Origin of the sequence: Halosimplex aquaticum (assembly GCF_028747785.1) — an archaeon.
Taxonomy (GTDB): Archaea; Halobacteriota; Halobacteria; order Halobacteriales; family Haloarculaceae; genus Halosimplex; species Halosimplex aquaticum.
Window position 1 is genome coordinate 3,595,125 of sequence record NZ_CP118158.1, and the last position, 17,707, is coordinate 3,612,831.

At 64.6% G+C, this 17,707-nt stretch carries 17 protein-coding genes; 11 read left to right on the forward strand and 6 right to left on the reverse strand.

The genetic code is table 11. From position 1 onward, the window contains the following. Window positions 1–44: 44 nt before the first annotated feature. Window positions 45–2,567: an ATP-dependent DNA helicase gene (locus PSC72_RS17900; protein ID WP_274322785.1), complete on the reverse strand. Its 2,523-nt coding sequence runs from the start codon at window positions 2,565–2,567 to the stop codon at window positions 45–47. Between the two features lie 204 nt (window positions 2,568–2,771). Here PSC72_RS17900 and PSC72_RS17905 point away from each other — a divergent pair, with 204 nt between their 5' ends. Continuing rightward, entirely contained in the window at window positions 2,772–4,946 is a 2,175-nt protein-coding gene (locus PSC72_RS17905; RefSeq protein WP_274322786.1) for a PAS domain-containing sensor histidine kinase, read from the forward strand. Between the two features lie 51 nt (window positions 4,947–4,997). After that, window positions 4,998–6,050: a Gfo/Idh/MocA family protein gene (locus PSC72_RS17910; protein ID WP_274322787.1), complete on the forward strand. Its 1,053-nt coding sequence runs from the start codon at window positions 4,998–5,000 to the stop codon at window positions 6,048–6,050. 4 nt (window positions 6,051–6,054) lie between these two features. Here PSC72_RS17910 and PSC72_RS17915 read toward each other — a convergent pair whose 3' ends face one another. Together PSC72_RS17915 and PSC72_RS17920 are read right to left on the reverse strand one after the other, a co-directional pair. Then, window positions 6,055–7,173: a pyridoxal phosphate-dependent aminotransferase gene (locus PSC72_RS17915; RefSeq protein ID WP_274322788.1), complete on the reverse strand. Its 1,119-nt coding sequence runs from the start codon at window positions 7,171–7,173 to the stop codon at window positions 6,055–6,057. 54 nt (window positions 7,174–7,227) lie between these two features. Then, window positions 7,228–7,722, reverse strand: coding sequence for an AAA family ATPase (locus PSC72_RS17920; protein ID WP_274322789.1), 495 nt, complete (start codon window positions 7,720–7,722; stop codon window positions 7,228–7,230). A 131-nt stretch (window positions 7,723–7,853) separates the two neighbouring features. Between PSC72_RS17920 and PSC72_RS17925 the strand changes: the two genes are divergently transcribed. The 5 genes from PSC72_RS17925 to PSC72_RS17945 all read left to right on the forward strand — a co-directional run bounded on the left by PSC72_RS17925 (window position 7,854) and on the right by PSC72_RS17945 (window position 10,910). After that, the gene (locus PSC72_RS17925; RefSeq protein WP_274322790.1) at window positions 7,854–8,225 is read left to right on the forward strand and encodes an Hsp20/alpha crystallin family protein; all 372 of its coding nucleotides are present in this window, start codon (window positions 7,854–7,856) and stop codon (window positions 8,223–8,225) included. A 147-nt stretch (window positions 8,226–8,372) separates the two neighbouring features. After that, window positions 8,373–9,353 (forward strand): winged helix-turn-helix domain-containing protein, encoded by a 981-nt coding sequence (locus PSC72_RS17930; RefSeq protein WP_274322791.1) that lies wholly within the window; start codon window positions 8,373–8,375, stop codon window positions 9,351–9,353. 79 nt (window positions 9,354–9,432) lie between these two features. Beyond that, window positions 9,433–9,954 carry a CinA family protein gene (locus PSC72_RS17935; protein ID WP_274322792.1) on the forward strand — a complete coding sequence of 174 codons (522 nt, stop codon included), beginning with the start codon at window positions 9,433–9,435 and terminating at the stop codon, window positions 9,952–9,954. Window positions 9,955–10,030: 76 nt separating this feature from the next. Further along, complete coding sequence (locus tag PSC72_RS17940) at window positions 10,031–10,513, forward strand: metal-dependent hydrolase (RefSeq protein ID WP_274322793.1); 483 nt, start codon at window positions 10,031–10,033, stop codon at window positions 10,511–10,513. Window positions 10,514–10,604: 91 nt separating this feature from the next. Further along, complete coding sequence (locus tag PSC72_RS17945) at window positions 10,605–10,910, forward strand: DUF7565 family protein (protein WP_274322794.1); 306 nt, start codon at window positions 10,605–10,607, stop codon at window positions 10,908–10,910. A 125-nt stretch (window positions 10,911–11,035) separates the two neighbouring features. On the opposite strand, the gene PSC72_RS17950 is transcribed toward PSC72_RS17945, so the two are convergent. After that, window positions 11,036–12,028, reverse strand: a complete 993-nt coding sequence (locus PSC72_RS17950; RefSeq protein WP_274322795.1) for a transposase — start codon at window positions 12,026–12,028, stop codon at window positions 11,036–11,038. Between the two features lie 137 nt (window positions 12,029–12,165). Here PSC72_RS17950 and PSC72_RS17955 point away from each other — a divergent pair, with 137 nt between their 5' ends. Then, the gene (locus PSC72_RS17955; protein WP_274322796.1) at window positions 12,166–13,416 is read left to right on the forward strand and encodes a hypothetical protein; all 1,251 of its coding nucleotides are present in this window, start codon (window positions 12,166–12,168) and stop codon (window positions 13,414–13,416) included. On the opposite strand, the gene PSC72_RS17960 is transcribed toward PSC72_RS17955, so the two are convergent. After that, a complete protein-coding gene (locus tag PSC72_RS17960) occupies window positions 13,340–14,017 on the reverse strand; it encodes an IS6 family transposase (protein WP_274322797.1) in 678 nt (225 codons plus the stop codon). The genes PSC72_RS17955 and PSC72_RS17960 overlap by 77 nt on opposite strands. Window positions 14,018–14,071: 54 nt before the next feature. On the opposite strand from PSC72_RS17960, the gene PSC72_RS17965 reads away from it, so the two are divergent. Further along, the gene (locus PSC72_RS17965; RefSeq protein ID WP_274322798.1) at window positions 14,072–14,341 is read left to right on the forward strand and encodes a DUF7344 domain-containing protein; all 270 of its coding nucleotides are present in this window, start codon (window positions 14,072–14,074) and stop codon (window positions 14,339–14,341) included. 35 nt (window positions 14,342–14,376) lie between these two features. Here the strand turns inward: PSC72_RS17965 and PSC72_RS25635 are convergent, their stop codons facing one another. Beyond that, window positions 14,377–14,658: a HalOD1 output domain-containing protein gene (locus tag PSC72_RS25635; protein WP_274322799.1), complete on the reverse strand. Its 282-nt coding sequence runs from the start codon at window positions 14,656–14,658 to the stop codon at window positions 14,377–14,379. Between the two features lie 215 nt (window positions 14,659–14,873). On the opposite strand from PSC72_RS25635, the gene PSC72_RS17975 reads away from it, so the two are divergent. Both PSC72_RS17975 and PSC72_RS17980 read left to right on the forward strand, forming a co-directional pair. Then, window positions 14,874–16,091: an RNA-guided endonuclease InsQ/TnpB family protein gene (locus PSC72_RS17975; RefSeq protein WP_274322800.1), complete on the forward strand. Its 1,218-nt coding sequence runs from the start codon at window positions 14,874–14,876 to the stop codon at window positions 16,089–16,091. Between the two features lie 306 nt (window positions 16,092–16,397). Then, a complete protein-coding gene (locus PSC72_RS17980; protein WP_274322801.1) occupies window positions 16,398–17,675 on the forward strand; it encodes a hypothetical protein in 1,278 nt (425 codons plus the stop codon). Window positions 17,676–17,707 lie beyond the last annotated feature (32 nt).

Here is a 17,707-nt window from a genome sequence, read left to right on the forward strand (position 1 = left end):
CGACGACCTGAGAAAACCGTCGACCGTCGAGCCCGCGGGAGGTCTCAGGGCGACCGGTCCGCCCAGAACCGCTCTAACTGCCCGTCGAGGAACTCCGCGGTCATCCGCACGAACTCCTCGCGCTCGGCAGGGGAGAGGTACTCGTGGACCGAGTGGCGGGTCCCCGCCGTGTAGCGCCTGTCGGCGAACACGCGAACGCCGACCTCGTCGGTCCCCCGGATCACGCGGCCGATGGCCTGGCGGGCGCGCCGGACCGCCGGGACGGTCAGCGCGTACTCGAAGGCGTTGTCCTCGCCGAACTCGTCGGCGTAGGCCCGGCGGACGGCCTGTACACGTGGTGATCCGACGTTGACGAGCGGGACGCCGATCACGAGCGCCGCGGCGAGCTTCTCGCCGTCGTAATCGACGCCTTCGGTGAGCGTCCCGCGGGTGCTCGTGACCAGGACCTTCCCGCCGCCGCGGAAGAAGTCGGCCTTGAGTTCCTCGGTCGCCTCGTTGCTCGAACTCTCGTCGACGAGGACCGGCTTGTCGACGGCGTCCTCGAGGTACGCGCCGGCCCACTCGGCCTCGCGGTAGTTGGGCATCGCCACGAGGACGTTCCCCGGCGAGCGCGCGACCGACCGCAGGACGTGTGCGTACTCGCCGCGCGTCTGGTTCCAGCCGTCGCCGAGCGGGTCCATCTCGCCCGGGTCGCCGCGGTTGCGCGCGGTGAACGGCTGCGCGTCGACGGCCCAGCTGGCGCGATTCTCCGCGGGGAACCGCAGGGGGTAGCTCTTCGCTTCCACGGGGCGACCGTGGTCGCCCTCGTCGGGGGTCGGTCCCGGGTCTGGGTCGCCGGCGCGGAGCGATTCGAGTCCCGACACCTCCGTGAACACGTCGAGCGGCGAGAGCGTCGCGCTCATGAGGACGCCCCCGCCGAGCGAGTCGAAGATCTCCCGTAACGATTCGGCGGGCATACAGTCGAACAGGACGAGCCCCGGCGTGTAGACGCGCTGGTAGTCTTCGTCGACCGCGTCCGCGGCCTGTCCGGTCTTCGGCGAGTGTTCGAGTTCGATCTCCCGCAGGTAGCGGTCGTGGTCGCGCTCCCACCAGTGGTTCATCACGGCGCCGACGGCGGCGCAGACTGGCTGGCGGGCCAGTCCCAGGCCGTCGATGACGTCCTCGACGGCCGCGCCGACGGTCGCGAGTGTCCGCCAGGTGTCGCCGTCGTATCCTACCCGTTCGGCCCAGCGCGTGAGTTCGTCCGGTTCGGGCTCGTCAGGGTCGCGCAGGGGAATCTCCACGTCGCGCGCTGGGACGCTGTCGGCCGGGTCGCCGACGCGCCAGTCGCGCTCGAACTCCTCGTCGAGGTAGGCCTCGACGCGCTCGTCCAGCCAGCCGAGGAGGTCGTCGTAGAACTCCCTGGCCCGGTCGATCGCCGAGAGCGGCACGTCGTGGCTGGCGAGTCGGTCCCGGACCTGTCGCTTCCGGTCTTCGCTCTCGCGCGCTCGCGTGAGGAGGTGGTTGCAGTCGTTGCGCGCCCGCTTGATCGTCGAGCGGCCCACCCGGTCGGAGAGCAGGTCCCGCACGCGCTCTTCGAGGCGGTGGGCCTCGTCGACGACGAGGAAGGTCGAGGAGTCGAGCGCGGCGGCGACCAGCGGTCGCGACCCGGGGTCGAAGACGTGGTTGTAGTTGCCGATTATCACGTCGGCGTGTTCGAGCATGACGCCCATCACCCGGTGAGGACAGGTGCCGCGCTCGACGCTCGCGGGCAGGTAGTCGTCGGCGGTCACGACGCGATTCTCGCCGGCCGAGAAATCGACCGGCGAGCCCTTGTTGCGGGCGAACCAGTCGGCCTCGAAGGGGCAGTACAGGGGGTCGTCGTCGCCGGAGGTCATCCCCTCTGGGGCGCTTGGCTGGCTCCGCGGGTAGGGCGACGTTGCGCCGCCGGTCTCCAGCGCGCTGTCGAACGTGCGATAGGTATCGGCGTCCATGCGCGCCTCGCGGACCAGATCGCTCGCCAGGTCCGGGTCCCACCAGATGTCATCGGGGTCGGATTCGAGCGAGGCGTCGGCCGCGGGCGCGTCGCCCGAGCGCCGGTCGGCCTCGACCAGATTCGCGGTCGACTCGCGCAGGTCCTCGCAGCGGTCGTGCATCGAGGCGTCGTCGGGGAACGCGCCCTCGCGCCCGTAGGGACAGAGGTCGCGCTTGCCGACGAGAGCGACGCCGTCGAGCGGATCGGGCGCGTCGGGGTCGCCCGCCAGTCGCCCGTTCATCGTCCGCAGGTCCTCGACGAACTGGATCCGCTGCTGTTTGACCGGCGTGACGACCATCACCCGGTCGTACTTCGACGTCGTGCGCACGAGCGTCGCGCCGGCGGTCAGCGCGGCCATCGTCTTCCCGGTCCCACAGGGCCCCTCCATCGCGAAGTAGCCGCCGAGCTGGCCGACCTCGATCGCCCGCTCGATCGCGTCGGTCTGGCTCTCGTAGGGCTCGTCGAAGCCGAACACGTCGCGCCAGGCGGTCTCGGGGTCGCCGCTCCCGATCGACGCGCCGGTCTCGCCGCTCGCGCCGCGGTCCTCGGCCATTGGGGATCCCTGCGTCGTCCTCGCCTATGAACGCACGGATGCCGCGGCGATCCGCGGTGCCACGACCCGCCTGCTCGCGCGAACCGGGCCACTGATGGCGATTCCGCGGGAGACTTATGGTCCTGGAGTCAGCACTACCGGCATCGACGGCCGACGAGACGGGCCGGTGGGGCCGCGGAACGGACTGGACGGCCGGGAGGACAGATGACTGGATCGGACGACGACACGGACGACGGCGGGGAGGACAGCGACGGATCTGCAGTGGTGATACTTCACCTCGACCCCGACGAGACCGTCCGCTCGCGCCTGGCAGCCGTCATCGACGAGAGTGACGACGACGTGACTTACGAGGGGACGGGCGACGTCGAACGCGCTCGCGAGCGCCTCGACGAGGGAGACGTCGACGTGCTGGTCGTCGAACCGGACGCCCCGACCGACGTGACCGACCTGGTCACCGACGCGACCGTGCCGGTCGCCATCTACACGGGGCTCGAACCGAACCACGTCGACCCGGCGGTCTCCGGCGCGGCGGACACCCTCGTCGAGAAGTGGACCGCCGAGGAGGGGCTGGACTTCGTCGTCGAGAAACTGCTCGGCGCCGTCCGCACCGCCGCGGAGCCCGAGTCGCGGTTCACGCGTGCGTTCGACCGCGTCGACCCGGACACCCAGTCGTCGTCGAGCTACCTCGTGTACGAGGACGGGACCGTCATCTGGGAGACGGCGACGCTGGAGGAGATATTCGACCGGCGGAACGTGTCGGTCACGCTCCCGGAGACGCCGAACTTCTACAAGCAGCTGTCGGCGGCGCTCACGCACGACCCCGAGGCGATCCGGACGATCCGTGGCACCGACGTCCCGGAGGAGCCGACGCGGTTCACGGTGCCGACCGCCGACAGCGAGGCCTGCTTTCGGTACAGCGAACACGAGTTCCCCGAGACCGTCGGGCCGCTCCGCCTGGTCGTCGTCGAGGACGTGACCTGGTCGGCCCGCTCGGACGCCCGCTACGAACTGCTCGAACTGCTCGACCGCCACGTCCAGGACGGCATCTCCGTCGTCGACGCCAACGGTCGCGTCCAGTACCACAACGAGTCCTTCGCGGACCTGCTCGGCTACGAGGAGATGGTCGGCGAGCACACGGCGTCGTTCATGGCCGACGGCGAACTCGCCTCGGGCCAGCGGCTGATCCAGCGGCTGCGCACGACGAGCCAGGACAGCGGCGTCATCGACATGACCTTCGAGACGGCCGACGGGGACGAGCGGACGCTCGCCGTCCACTTCTCCGTCCGCGAGGACGACGACGGCTACGAGGGGCTCGTCAACGTCGCCCGCGACGTGACCGAGCGGCGTGACCACGAGCGGACGCTCGAACGCTACCGCCGCCTCGTCGAGAGCGCCGGCGACCCGATGTACGTCGTCGACGACGACTGCCGGATCGAGATCTGCAACGAGGCGCTGGCCTCCCTGTTCGGCCGCTCGCGCGAGGCGCTCGACGGGGCGCGACTCGCGGAGTTCGTGCCCGACGAAGCCGTCGAGCGGACGCGCGCGGCCCTCGACCGCGCGCGCGAGACGGGCGAGAGCGTCACCTGCGAACTGCAGCTCCAGGACGCGGACGGCGAGGTCCGGCAGTTCGAGGCGACCGTCGCGGGTCTCGGAGACGCCGAGGCCGCCGGTTCGGTCGGGATCCTCCACGAGGTGACCGAACGCGAGCGCCGCGAGGACGAGCTGGACCTGTTGAAACAGGTGCTCACGCGAGTGCTCAGACACGACGTTCGCACGGGGCTGACCGTCGTCCGCGGACAGGCGGAGGTGCTGGCCGAGCGGACGACGGGCGAGGAGCGGCGGATGGCCGAAACCATCGTCGACCGGAGCGAGGAACTCGTCGCGACGGCCGAGAAGGCCCGCGCCATCGAGCGCGTCATCGACAGCGACGAGGGCCGCGTCACGCTCGACCTGCGCTCGGTGGTCAACCGGAGCGTCGCGAACGTCTCCGCCGCCCACTCCGCCGCCGAGTACGACGTGCGGATCACCGAACAGGTGCCCGTCCACGTCCACCGGGCGTTCCCCTACGCGGTCGAGAACCTGATCGAGAACGCGGTGACCCACTGCGAGGACGACGCCTCGGTGACCGTCTCGGCGACCGCGGACGACGGCACCGTCGCCCTGCGGATCGACGACGACGGCCCGGGCATCTCACAGGAGGAACTCGACGTGCTGGACGAGCGCGAGGAGACGCCGCTCAAACACGGCACCGGGGTCGGTCTGTGGCTGGTCAGTTGGGTCGTCGAGCGCTCCGGCGGGGAGCTGTCGTTCGACACCGACGGCGAGGGAACGACCGTCACGCTCCGACTCGACGCGGGCGACGCCGAGGACCTGGCCTGACGCGAGCGCGCCACCCCGACCTTTTTGCCGTCGTTCGGCGTCTGTCCGTCAATGTCCGTACATCGGATCGCCATCGTCGGCGTCGGCGGCGCGGCGGGAACGCACATGCGAGCCTACGACCAGCTGGACGACGTGGACGTCGTCGCCTGCGCGGGTCGCAAAGAAGCGCCCGCCCGGTCGTTCGCCGACGAACACGGCTGCGACCCGTACCTCGACGTCGAGGAGATGCTCGACGACGTCGACCCGGACGTGCTCGACGTCTGCACGCCGAACGGCGCGCACCTCGAACCCGCGCTCGCGGCCGCCGAGCGCGGCGTCGACGTGTTCAGCGAGAAGCCGCTGGAGATCACCACCGAGCGCGTCGACCGGATGATCGACGCGGCCGACGAGCACGGAATCCGGCTCGGGTGCGTCTTTCAGCGCCGGTACAAACCGGTCGTCCGGGCCGTCCGGGAGGCGGTCGCCGACGGGCGCTTCGGGTCGCTCGCCGTCGCGACCGCCGGGGTCCCGTGGTGGCGGGCAGACGACTACTACGACGGCACCTGGCAGGCCGACTACGACCTGGCGGGCGGCGGCGCCGTCATGAGCCAGGCGATCCACAGCGTCGACGCCCTCCAGTGGATCGTCGGCGCCGGACTGGACCTGGCCCCCGGCGAGAACCCCGTCGCCGAGGTGTTCGCGTTCGCGGACGTCCGCGGACACGACGATTTAGCGGTCGAGGACACCGCAATCGCGACGCTTCGCTTCCGCGACGGGACGCTCGGACAGGTGCTCGCGACGACCGCGACCTATCCCGGCGGCGACATCCGCTACGAACTCGGCGGACGCGACGGCTCCGCGGAGGTCCGCGGCGAGGAGATCTCGGCCTGGGAGTTCCGCGAGGAGCGCGACGACGACGCAGAGGTCCGAAAGCGCTTCTCCGGCCCCGACGCGGGCGCCGACGAGCCGAACCCGCTCGAACTGCCGAACGTCCGCGAGTTCCTCGACGCCCGCGAGAACGGGGAGCCGTTCATGCTCGACGGCCCGGAGGCGCGCAAGGCCGTCGCCATCGTCGAGGCCATCTACGAATCCGCCGAGCGCGGCGAACCGGTGACGCTGAAGTGAGTCCTCACCCGAGGTAGTCCGCGAGTCGCTCGGCCGCCTCGTCGACGCGGGGCGTGACGAGCGCGAAGCGGAGCCAGTCGGCGCGGGACTCGCCGAAGGCCTCGCCGGGCATCCCCGCGACGCCGGCCTCGTCGATCAGCCGCTCGACGTTCTCCATCGTCCCCGGGAAGCCGTCGAAGCGGGCCATCACGTAGAACGATCCCCCGGGCGTCGTGTACTCGGCGCCGGCCGCGTCGAGCGCGTCGGTGAACCGGTCGATGCGCTCGCGGAGGCGCTCGCGACTGCGCTCGTAGTACTCGGGCGGCGTCTCCCGGAGCGCGCGCAGGACAGCGTACTGGGCCGGGCGACTCCCGGCCACGTTCTGGATCATGTGCCGAGTTCTGGCCCGCTCGACGAGTTCGCCGAGGGGGCCGTCTTCGTCCGGGAAGACGGCGTAGCCGACGCGGAATCCGGTGATCGCCATCGACTTCGAGAAGGAGTTGGTCGCGACGACGTGATCGGAGTCGGTCGCGAGCGCGCTCTCGAAGTCGCCAGTGTAGTCGAAGTGGTCGTACACCTCGTCGCTGACGAGCACGGCGTCGTGGTCCTCGGCGATCTCGACCAGCGATTCTATCGTCTCGGGCGGGTACACCGCCCCTGTCGGGTTGTTCGGCGAGTTGACGACGATGGCGGCGGTGTCGTCGGTGGTCGCCTCGCGGACGGCCGCCGGGTCGACCTGTCCGGTCTCGTCGACGGGGACGTAGGTGCTCTCGGCGTTCAGCAGGTTCGCTCGCCCCGCGTAGTAGGGGTAGACCGGGTCGGTCATGATCACCTCGTCGCCCTCGCCGCGATCGAGCGCGCTCGTCATCGCCAGGTGGTTGGCCTCGCCGGCGCCGTTGGTCACGAGCACGCGTGAGCGGTCGACGCCGCGGCGCTCGGCTATCTCGTCCCGAAGCGGCGTGAGGCCGACGCTCGGCGGGTACTGGAAGTCGCTCACCTCGCCGTCGGCGTACTCGGCCAATCCCTCGCGGAGCGCCGCGGGCGGCTCCCAGTCGGGATTGCCGCTGACCATGTCGACCACGTCGCGCTCCGCGCGGGCGGCGTACTGCATGACTCTGAAGAACTGCGGCGTCTCGTAGTCCATCGAGTAGGCGTCCGTTGGCTCCCCGCGACGTAAATACTGGCGCTCGGCGCCCGTTCAGAAGTGCTCGTCCAGCTGCCGGCGGGTCGCCGCCAGGTCGCCGGAGTTGTCGATCGTGACGTGGTCGCGTTCGAGCGGCTCGAACCGCTCGCGGGCGTTCTCGTACACCTCGACGTCGGCCTCGCTCGGGTCGTCAGTCCGCCGGCGGATGCGCTCGCGAGCGACCGACTCCTCGCAGACGACCCTGACCAGGAGGAGTTCCGCGCCGACCTCGTCGGCGAGGTCGGCCGCGTCGTCCCTGTCTACTTGCCGCTCGTAGGTCGCGTCGAGGACGGCCGGACGCCCGTCCGCGAGCGACGCCCGCGCCCGCTCCAGCATCGTCGCGTACACGCGGTCTTTCTCCGCGCGGCTGTAGGTCGGGTCGTCGAACAACTCGGTCCGGACCGCGTCGCTGCGGACGCGGCCGACGCCGAGCCGGTCGGCGATCTCCGCGGCGACGGTCGACTTCCCCACGCCGGGCAGGCCACACTGTACCACGAGTCTCGGACCCATCGGCCCACAATCGACGCCCCCTCCGTATGAATCCGGGTGAACCGGACCGCTGGGTATCGGTGGAATATTCTGGCACCGTAGGGTTTTTATAGAACTGCGAACAACGATCTACTGAGCCGAGGTGAGAAGCCATGGCTCTACCGGATCGACCAGTGAGTTCGTGGTTCCAGGGAATGGACCTGCCGAACCGACTGTTCGAGACGGGACGCAACGACTACGAACTGTACGAGGAAGACGGCGAGTTCGTACTGAGCGTCGAGCTACCCGGCTTCGACCCCGACGACATCGACGTGACGTGGCACGAGGGCGTTCTCAACGTCGCCGCGGAGCACGAAGACGAGACGCGCGGCCAGCGGAAGACGTACCATCGCCGGTTCCGCTTCCCGAAGGACGTCGACGACGAGGCGATCGCCGCGGAGTACTCCAACGGCATCCTCGACGTCCGCCTCCCCATTTTCGAGGGCGCCGAGACCCGCGGCACGACCATCGAAGTCGAGAGCTGACGCCGACTGCCGCCGGTCCGGGGCCGGGACAGCCCCGTGAGCGAACTCCCGAATCGGCGTCGAATCGTCGATATCGCGGTTTTTCGATGCGCCGTCGACGCGTCGACGAGAGCGGGTTTTAGGTGCCGGCGCCCGTTGGCGAGAGCGATGACCGACGATCCGGCCGACCGCACGCTCTCGCCCGACGAGGCGTTCGAGGTCCTCGGGAACGAGACGCGCGTCGACATCCTCCGGGCGCTCGGCGGGAGCGACGACCCGGTAACGTTCTCCCGGCTCCGCGAGCGCGTCGGCATGACCGACTCCGGGCGATTCAACTACCACCTCGACCGCCTGACCGGCCACTTCGTCCGGAAGGGCGAGGACGGGTACGAGCTCCGGCGGGCCGGCGAGCGCGTCGTCGAGGCGGTCCTCTCCGGGGCGGTCACCGACGCGCCCGTGCTCGAACGGACGGAGATCGACCAGCCCTGCCACTACTGCGGCGCGCCGATCGCCGTCCGCTTCCGCGAGGAGCGCGTCGAGCTCTACTGCACGGAGTGCGCGGGAACGTACGCCCACACCGATCCGGGCGGCGAAACGTGCGCCGACGCCGACGCTGACGACGCCGACGACGCCGACTACGGCTACCTCGGGTACCACCCGCTCCCGCCCGCCGGCGTCGCCGACCGCGACCCCGAGGCCGTGTTCCGATCGGCCTGGGTCTGGGGCCACCTCGAACTACTCGCGGCGTCGGCGGGCGTCTGCCCGCGCTGCTCGGCGACGCTCGACCGCTCGACGCGGGTCTGCGAGGACCACGACCCGGACGCGGGGCTCTGTGGCGCCTGCGGTCGACGGTACGCCGTCGCGATCGACCTCGAATGCACGAACTGCATCTACGACGAGAGCGGGGCCGCCGTCGTCGGTCTCGCCGACTCGGCGCACCTCGTCGCCTTCCTGCTCGACAACGGGCTGAACCCCTTCGCGCCGACCGCCGAGACGCTCCCCGCGATCGGCCGCGCGTACCACAACTTCGACGAGGAGGTCGTCTCGACTGACCCCTTCGAGGCGCGAGTTACCTTCGCCGCGGGCGAGGACGAACTCACGCTGACGGTCGACAGCAGTCTGTCTGTCGTCGACGCCGAGCGACGCTGATCTCGCACGGCGGACCGACCTCGTCCGGCCTCCGGCGGCCGCCCCCTGGGTTTTTCGGTCGACCGCTCGTCGGGCCGGTATGGACGAGTTCGCCGAGGACCCGCCGGTCGAGTCGCGCGTCGGTGACCTGCTCCGCGACCGCGGGGAGACCGTCGCCGTCGCCGAGACGGCCACGGGCGGCCTGGTCGGCGCGCTCCTCACGAGCGCACCCGGTGCGAGCGACTACCTCGACCGCGTCGTCGTCCCCTACGACTACGACGCTCTCAGGACGACGCTGGCCGTCGCCCGCGAGACGCTCGACGAGCACGGCGCCGTCAGCGAGCCGGTCACGCGGGAACTCGCGCGGGCCGCCCGCGACACGGCCGACGCGACCTGGGGCGTCGCCACCGCGGGTATCGCCGGTCCCGATGGCGGCACCGAGGAGAAACCCGTCGGCACGTGCTTCGTCGGGGTCGCCTACGCCGGGCCGTGGGAGTCGGGCGATTCGACCGCGACCGTCGCGCGCTACGAGTTCGACGGCGACCGCGCGGCGGTCCGCGAGCGGCTCGCACGCCGCGCGCTCGCCGACCTCGAACGCGCCGCCCGCGACCGCTCCGAGTGATACCGCGACCCCTGCTTCGCTCGACGGGCACACCGAAGGGGAACACTTGTCACCCCGCCGTCCGTCGATACCGCCGATGAACAAGCGCGGTCACGTGTTGAACGCGGTCTTCCTCGCCGTCGGCCTCGGCTTCATCCTCGAACCGGCCGGCGACGCGGCGACCTTCCGGACCGTCGCGGCGGTGTTCGTCCCGCTGGTCCTCGGCGCCCTCTTCCCCGACGTCGACACGCACTTCGGCAAACACCGCAAGACGCTCCACAATCTCTTCGTCCTCGGCATCGTCGCCGCCTACCCCGTCTACTTCTCCAACCTCCACTGGGTCTGGCTGGGCGTCCTCTCGCACTACGTGCTCGACGTGCTGGGCACCACCCGCGGGATCGCCCTGTTCTACCCGCTGTGGGACGAGGAGTTCGGCGCGCCCGTCGGCGTCCCCGTCAGCAGCGACTTCTCCGACGCGATGATGCTCGCGGTGACCGCCTTCGAACTCACGGTCGCCGCCGGCCTCGTCTACGTGCTCCCGAACTACCTCCCCGACCTGAGCGGGTCGCTCCCGGTCTGACCGACGACGGCCGCGAGCGGGGTCGACCGCCCGCCGAACTGCCGTTCGAGGGGGAATGTTTTTATTAAGGGGCCGGCATGTCTCGGATACGATGGCCCCCTGGGAGTGTGCGATCGACGGCGACGACGACCAGTTCGAGCGCGTCGAGGACCTGATCGTCCACCAGTCGACAGCACACGAACGCATCGAGTGCAAGGTCTGCGGGACCGTCCTCCCCGACGGCTACTTCGCGATCCGCCACGCGTTCGACGAGCACAGCCGCGCGGAGTACGTCCGCGCCTACGACGCCACCGCCAAGGAAGTCCGCCGCCGCGAGAACGTCAAAGAGACCATCGAGGACGAGGCCGACATCCGCGAGGTCATCGACCGACTCGAAGGCGGCAGCGGCAGCCTCTGACGGTCGACGTCGGTCCCCCGGTGACAACTCGGGTGAACCGGCGCGCTCACGCGTCGCCGGCTCCCTTCCCCCACCTGTCGGTCGCACTTATCGGTCTCCGGTTCGAGGGTGTCATAGAACTCTTCTCACACCGTGATGATCGTGCTTCCCGGATTGTCTCCACGTTCGTAGTTGGTGATCGCGATGACAAGGCGAAGGCACAGCGCGAGGAACACCTGCGCTCGTGCGTGGACGCGGCCTCGGGCGTGGGTGCGCCCGAGGCCGCAGTCCTTCACTGATTCGTTGGTTCGTTCAACTCCCGTGCGGCGGTTGTACGTCTCATCTAGCGTCGGTTGCTTCAGCTGAACGTCTTCACTGTGTTCCTCGATGCGGTCTTCGACCCTGTACTCGATATCGAGCGGGTCGTCGGTGTTTCGCGCGTTGTACGGAGCGACTGGCACGACCCCTGCGGCCAGCAGGTGGTCGTGCCAGTCGAGCGTGTCGTAGGCGCTGTCACCGACCATCCAGATCGGTTGCTCGACGGCGAGCGCGTCACGGGTGACGCGCATCGCCGTCTCTTCTGGTGCTTGTTTGCTCTCGGTGAACTCCGCTGCGATCGGTATCTTTTGCCCGGTCGAGACGATTGTACAGCCGTAGCCGTAGTAGTACTCGTCCTTGGTTGGATCGTAGCACTTTGACGCATCTGGGTCGGCTGGCATCGCCCTCACGTCGGTCGAATCGATACAGTAGGTCAAGTCGAGCAGGCCGCGGCGGGCGGCCTGCTCGACGAGGTGATCGAACACCTCGTTAGCGACGTGTTCGAGGTCGGTGAGGAAGCGATCGACCGCGTCTCTTGAGGGCGGTCGATCGAAGCCACAGCTCAACCAGACGACCGTGTTCCGAAGCTCTCGTTCGACGGGGCGGATGCCGTAGATATCTTTGTAGTAGCAGTGGAGAAAGCCACGCATCAGCTCTGGTGGTTCGTGGTCTCGTGTTCGCCCCGTCTGCGCCGGGGCGAACACGTCAAACTCTTCGAGAAATTCGAAGGAGAGGTGCTCGAACAGCGCTAGCGTCTCTGTCTCCACGACATTGAAGAACGACTCTACCGAAGGATCATCTTGCAGGGTCGCTGAACTCATCCACCTCAGCGTTCACCCTGCTCTTTGGTGTGCTAATCGTTCTATGACACCCTCAGGGGTGTGGCTAAGGCCACATCATCAAAATACACCGCACTCACTGAGAAACACTTACACAGAACTAACAGACTATTTGAAACATGGATGAAGAAGAAGCAGACTATATTCTTGGAAAACTCGATGATTACGACGATAGGGTTACTGACCATTATGACTCAGAAGAACTCGATATCGAAGCTCAGATAGATAAATTAGAGGAGTTTATCCAAGATTCGGATCCAAGAGTCCTTATTGAAAACATCGCACTTGGAGCGGGTCTTTCTGGGCTAATAAGTAGTGTTCCGATCTCAGATGATGGAGTAGGAATTCCACCAAGAATGTGTGAATACTTGTTGGGAAAAATTGCTTCAGCAAAAGAATACGGTGACGAGAAGCCAAAATATGGGGAAATCGCAGATAAAGCTACGGCTGTTCAAGATGCATATTGTTACTCAGTGTTATCAGAGATTGACCCCTATGAGACGCCAGATGAAGAAAAATCCCGAAAATCGATTAAGTTCAATTTACGGCTTAGAGAGGTTACTGCTGGCCGGTTTTGGTTCTGGGAACAACCGATAGAAGTCGCTCGACGGGCATATTCACCCCACAGTGATATGATGGTAGAGGCCGTCGGTTTCAATATTGGTCAGGCAATAAAATTCACTCGATATATTGAGAAGAAATTTGACGATCTTGCTGTCAAAGTGTATTTTGATGAATCTAATATTGATATGGGCCAAATTTCTCATGAAAAGAATACGATGGAGAGTGTTGTTGAGCAGATCAATGAGGAAGGGTCATTTCCGAAGACGACGGAAAGAAAAGATTATCAGAGAGACATAAAAGTGCTCGAAGAAAGTTATGAGAAGGTCTCATCCTATTCTGACGATCTTTGGATCTCAGAACAGGAGTTACTGAATCAACTTCCCGATGATTTGGATCAAGAAGCATTCGAGAATTATCTAGAAAGACTCTCTCTGGATATCACAGACTTTGAGTCTGAATTTCGGTATATAGATGACCACAACCCCGTGCACGCCTCACCAATACTAAAATATAATGACGAATTTATTGGAGCACACCCCGGCCTGCTGAGACAGGCACTGATGGACACCTTCTATTACGATTTAATCAATATGGAAGGTTATGGAGAAGTGAGCGGAGAACATGGAGGTAAATTCGGAGAAATTTGGGGAGATTACATCGAGGATTGGTCTTATGATTCACTCACTGATTTGTTCCCACAATCTGACGTATTTCTTAATCCGGCACTGTCTAGTTCTGAAGCTCCTCAATCGGCGTCTTTCCATCGAGAGCTTGATGCGGTCTGTGGCGGTTGTAGTAATGCATAAACTGTTCAAGCCACTCGCGGACGCTCGACCGACTGCCCACCCACGAGTTATGGAAGCGGCCGACCCGCATTTTGAGCGTATGAAACCACTTCTCGATGCGGTTTCGGTCGGTATAGTTGACCCGACCGCTTAATCCTAATCGAGCAAGGGCAGTCCGGTACCCGAATTGATCGACGAGAAACTCAGCCTCCGAGAGATCATGTTTCTCTTGGAGTTTCTGCAGAAACGCAGCCGCTGGATCGGTGCCATGCCGCCCAAACAACGCGACATCAAGGATCAACTTTGTTTCGATGTCTATTGCAGCATACAGCCAAGACCACTCACCGTTAATTTTGACAGCGGTCTCGTCGACGGCGACCCTTGACGGCTGCGCCGTCGGCGGGTCGCAGCCGCTGTCAGCTAGCCGATGTACCCAATTCCAGACCGCGCCATGCGAGCGTTGAACGCCTAATTCAGCTAAAATCGTTGTTGTTTCTCTGAGCGAACAACCGGTTTGGTGGAGGCGGACGGCGAACGCCCTGACGGGCGTCGCCGTCCGCTCATTCTCCCAAGTTTCTTCTAAATCCGGTTCATAGCTCTCGCTGAGCAGGTCTGCGAGCATCTTGACCAACTAACTCAACGACCTGCTCACTTCTCAAACTGACTCAACTAGACAGTGCCATCTGAGGAGATCAGTATCAGCACCCTCGCATCGGAGATTGCCCAATGGGACAAGGCCAAGGGATCGACGAACCAGAACAATGATCCAAAGAGCATTGAGATCGCCCTTCATCACACACACCTTCCGAAAATCGCAGATGCAGGCATTATTGCCTTCGGTCCGAATAAGGACTCTATCAAACTCCAGGAACTGAACGGGCTTGGCCAGTTTCTCACCGAGACAGAACCCATCGACGGATTTTCACGAGTCGCAGCTAACGACTGAGTCAAAAACAGTCCTCACCACTTCACGTGCTAGCCTCAGGAGTCACTTTTCGTTTCGTGAGGTACCGGATGACAGGTATTGACAGTGAGAAATCCCGAACTGCAAATTGAGATAGAGAGGCCAGTATAATTGAATATCACGTGTGGGTCCTTGTTTGAATCGCTCTCAAATATTTTGTTGAGAGCATCCACGTCAATCACTGTTTGGAGTGGTGGGAGCGATGTGATGGGGCAGTCTTTGAAATCACTTACCGTTCGGATCACTGCATGGCCGACTGATTCGTCAGCGGGAATATCATATTCCACTACTTCGATCATACGTTGCACTCTAAAAAGACATGGCTTTGCAGGAGTTTTCCAGAGCGTTAAAGTCTGACGGAATTACTCAGTTCGCATACCTATTGGACAACCAATTCAGCGACACCTATGATGGAATAAACATGCTGGAAATCGTTCTTTGATATCTTACAACTTGGACAGTTGCTACTACCTGCTCCTGAGATTTAAGTACTAATCCGAGGCGAACGATTCTCGTGGCCGCCGAATACATCCGTCGGACAGCAATCACGCGGTTAGTAGTTAGTAGATCTGCACACAACCTCCTCGAAGAGACGCTCAGTGCGTGGAAGGGCGGATGTCAGATTGCGGTCAACAAAGCGTGGGGACAGTATCAGGAACAGCGATCCATTCAGTCGATAGCGTACGGTGCGATCCGTTCGGAAACCGAACTGGGGAGCCAACACGCAATATTAGCGACCCACCAAGCAGCTGAGGCGATTCAGGCATGCCGTACTCGAGAAGAGAATGGCCGACCCATCTCCAAGCCCACGTTTTCAGCTCCAACTGTCCGCTACGATTCTCGGTCGATGACTCTTTTCGATGACGGGACGGTTTCGTTATCGACTGTCGATAATCGTGTAAAGGGAGAGTTGGTACTTCCAGACGACGAAGATGGCTATCAGTACAAATATCTCTCCAATCCAGGGTGGCAACTTACCGAAAGTACGCTAACAATCCGGGATGGCCAGTGGTTCCTGCATCTGGGATTTCGGAAACCAGCGCCAAATTTCGAACATTCAGCCGCCGAGAACGGAACGGTTCTCGGGGTTGATCTCGGGATAGAATATCTCGCTGTCACGAGTTCAGGGCGATTCTTTTCTGGGTCCGAGCTCCAACATGAGCGCGAGCGATATGAAAAACTCCAGCGTGTATTGCAGGAAACCGGAACGCGAAGTGCATATCGGACCCATAGGGAAGTAGGGAGACGACTCCGCAGATTCTCGATTGACTGGATTCATCGGGTTGCAAACGGCATTCTCGCTGAAGCGCGCCGTTATGACTGCTCAACGATTGCCTTCGAAGAACTAACGGGGATCGTAAAACGACTCCCAGATCAATCTCTATTCCACAGCTGGGCGTTTAGACGCTTAATTTCTTACGTTGAGTACAAAGCTACTGCAGAAGGTATCGACGTGTTACTGGTTGACCCTCGGAATACCAGTCGGATGTGTTCACGGACAGATTGTGACCACATCGATTCCGAAAACCGACCCCAGCGCGATACCTTCCTGTGTCAAGAGTGTGGATATGAGATCCATGCAGACTATAATGCAGCCAAAAATATCGGTCTTCGAGCAGTCCGGTGTGGCCACAAGTCGTCACATCGGACGGGCATCAGTCAATGTGCCCTCAAATCCGGAACCATCGCGCCCGGAGAAGGATTCGATCCCTATTCAACCGGACGAGGATAGCTGGTTCACGGATAAGTCCGCGGTTCGGACAGTTGATCAAGGTTCGTGACGCATTTTCGTCATATAAGGTACTGAGAAGATCGAGGCGATCCGCGAGCAGGCCCGCGAGGAGGCCGAGCAGCGGGCCGACGAGTGGGGCTTCGACGAGGTCGTCTGACTCCTTCGCCACCACGATCGGTACGGGTGCCCACGGCCCCGTTCCGCCGAGAGCGACGCGGCCTGTCACCGTCCCACAGGGACCTTTGGACGGTTTTGCCACAAGCGCTTTTCACCAATCCGGCTACGTCCCGGACGGAGATACACACGATGAAACGCACCGTTGCGATACTGGCGATGCTGGTCGTATCGGCGATCGCGCCCGTCACGGCACTGGCCGGGACGGCCGATCAACAGGCCTACGCGGGAAGTCACGTCGCCTTCGACACGCAGAGTAACGCCGTCGTCGACTACCGGGTCGACGGCGAACAGACGATCGACTCGGTCCGCGTCCAGTCCCAATCCGAGGCCGACTCGGCGCTCGGGCTGGGCGGATCGGCCGGGCTCGACGCCGCGGCCGGTATCGTCGGCGCGGCGCTGTCGCTCGACGTCCAGACCGACGCGAACGCGTCGCTGACGACCGAGAGCGGTGCGCGCATCGAGGCCCACGACAACGGGCACGGCTCGCTGGTCGTCGCGGCCGACGACTCCGCCCAGTACGTCGCGCTGAACGTCAGCGGCGACGGCGCGGAGCGAGTCGCCGACGACCGCGTCGTCTACCAGACAGACGGCGGTGCGACCGCGAGCGCCATCGTCGTCGGCGAGGGGAACGTCTCCGTGACGGAGGCCGGCAACCTCACCGCCGCGCTCTCGGAGGACAGCCGCCTCGTCGTCCGCAGCTACACCGAGGCCCGCACCGACGCCGACGCGAGCGAGGAGCGGATGATCGCCAACGAGACCGCGGCCGCGAGCGTCTACGTGATGCAGCAGGGCGAGGAGACGGTCACCGACACCGTCACCTACGGCCAGAACACGACGGTCGCGGTCGAGGAGCGCGCGGAGGGCCGCGTCAACGTGACGGTCAGCCGGACCGCTCACGAGGGGCGCGTCCTCATCACGCACGTCTCGAACGAGACGTTCGAGTCCGCAGAGGACGTGCAGGTGGCCGTCGACGGCGAGGCCGCGGCAAGCGCCTCGTCGTACGCGGAACTCCGTCAGGCGGCCGCGGGCGGCGACACCTCGAAGTACATGGTGCGCCAGTCCGGCGACGCCTCGGCCTCGGCCGACGCGACGGTTCTCGTCGGCGTCAATCACTTCTCGACGCGGACGGTGACGATGACCGACGACGCGGACGCCGACGATACGACGGACACGCCGACGGGCACCACCTCGACCGAGACCGACTCGGCCGAGACCGACACGTCCGCCGGCGACGACGATTCGTCGGACGGCAACGCGGACGACGGCGGAGCGGGTGACGGCGATGCCACCGACGGGGAGTCCGGCGGCGCGGCGACCACGTCGGGTGACGGGCCCGGCTTCGGTGGTGCGGTCGCGCTGCTCGCACTGGCCGCGCTGACGGGTCTCGCCGTCGCGCGGCACCGTTGAGCGGAGTATCGCGTGGACGAGATCGATCCGGA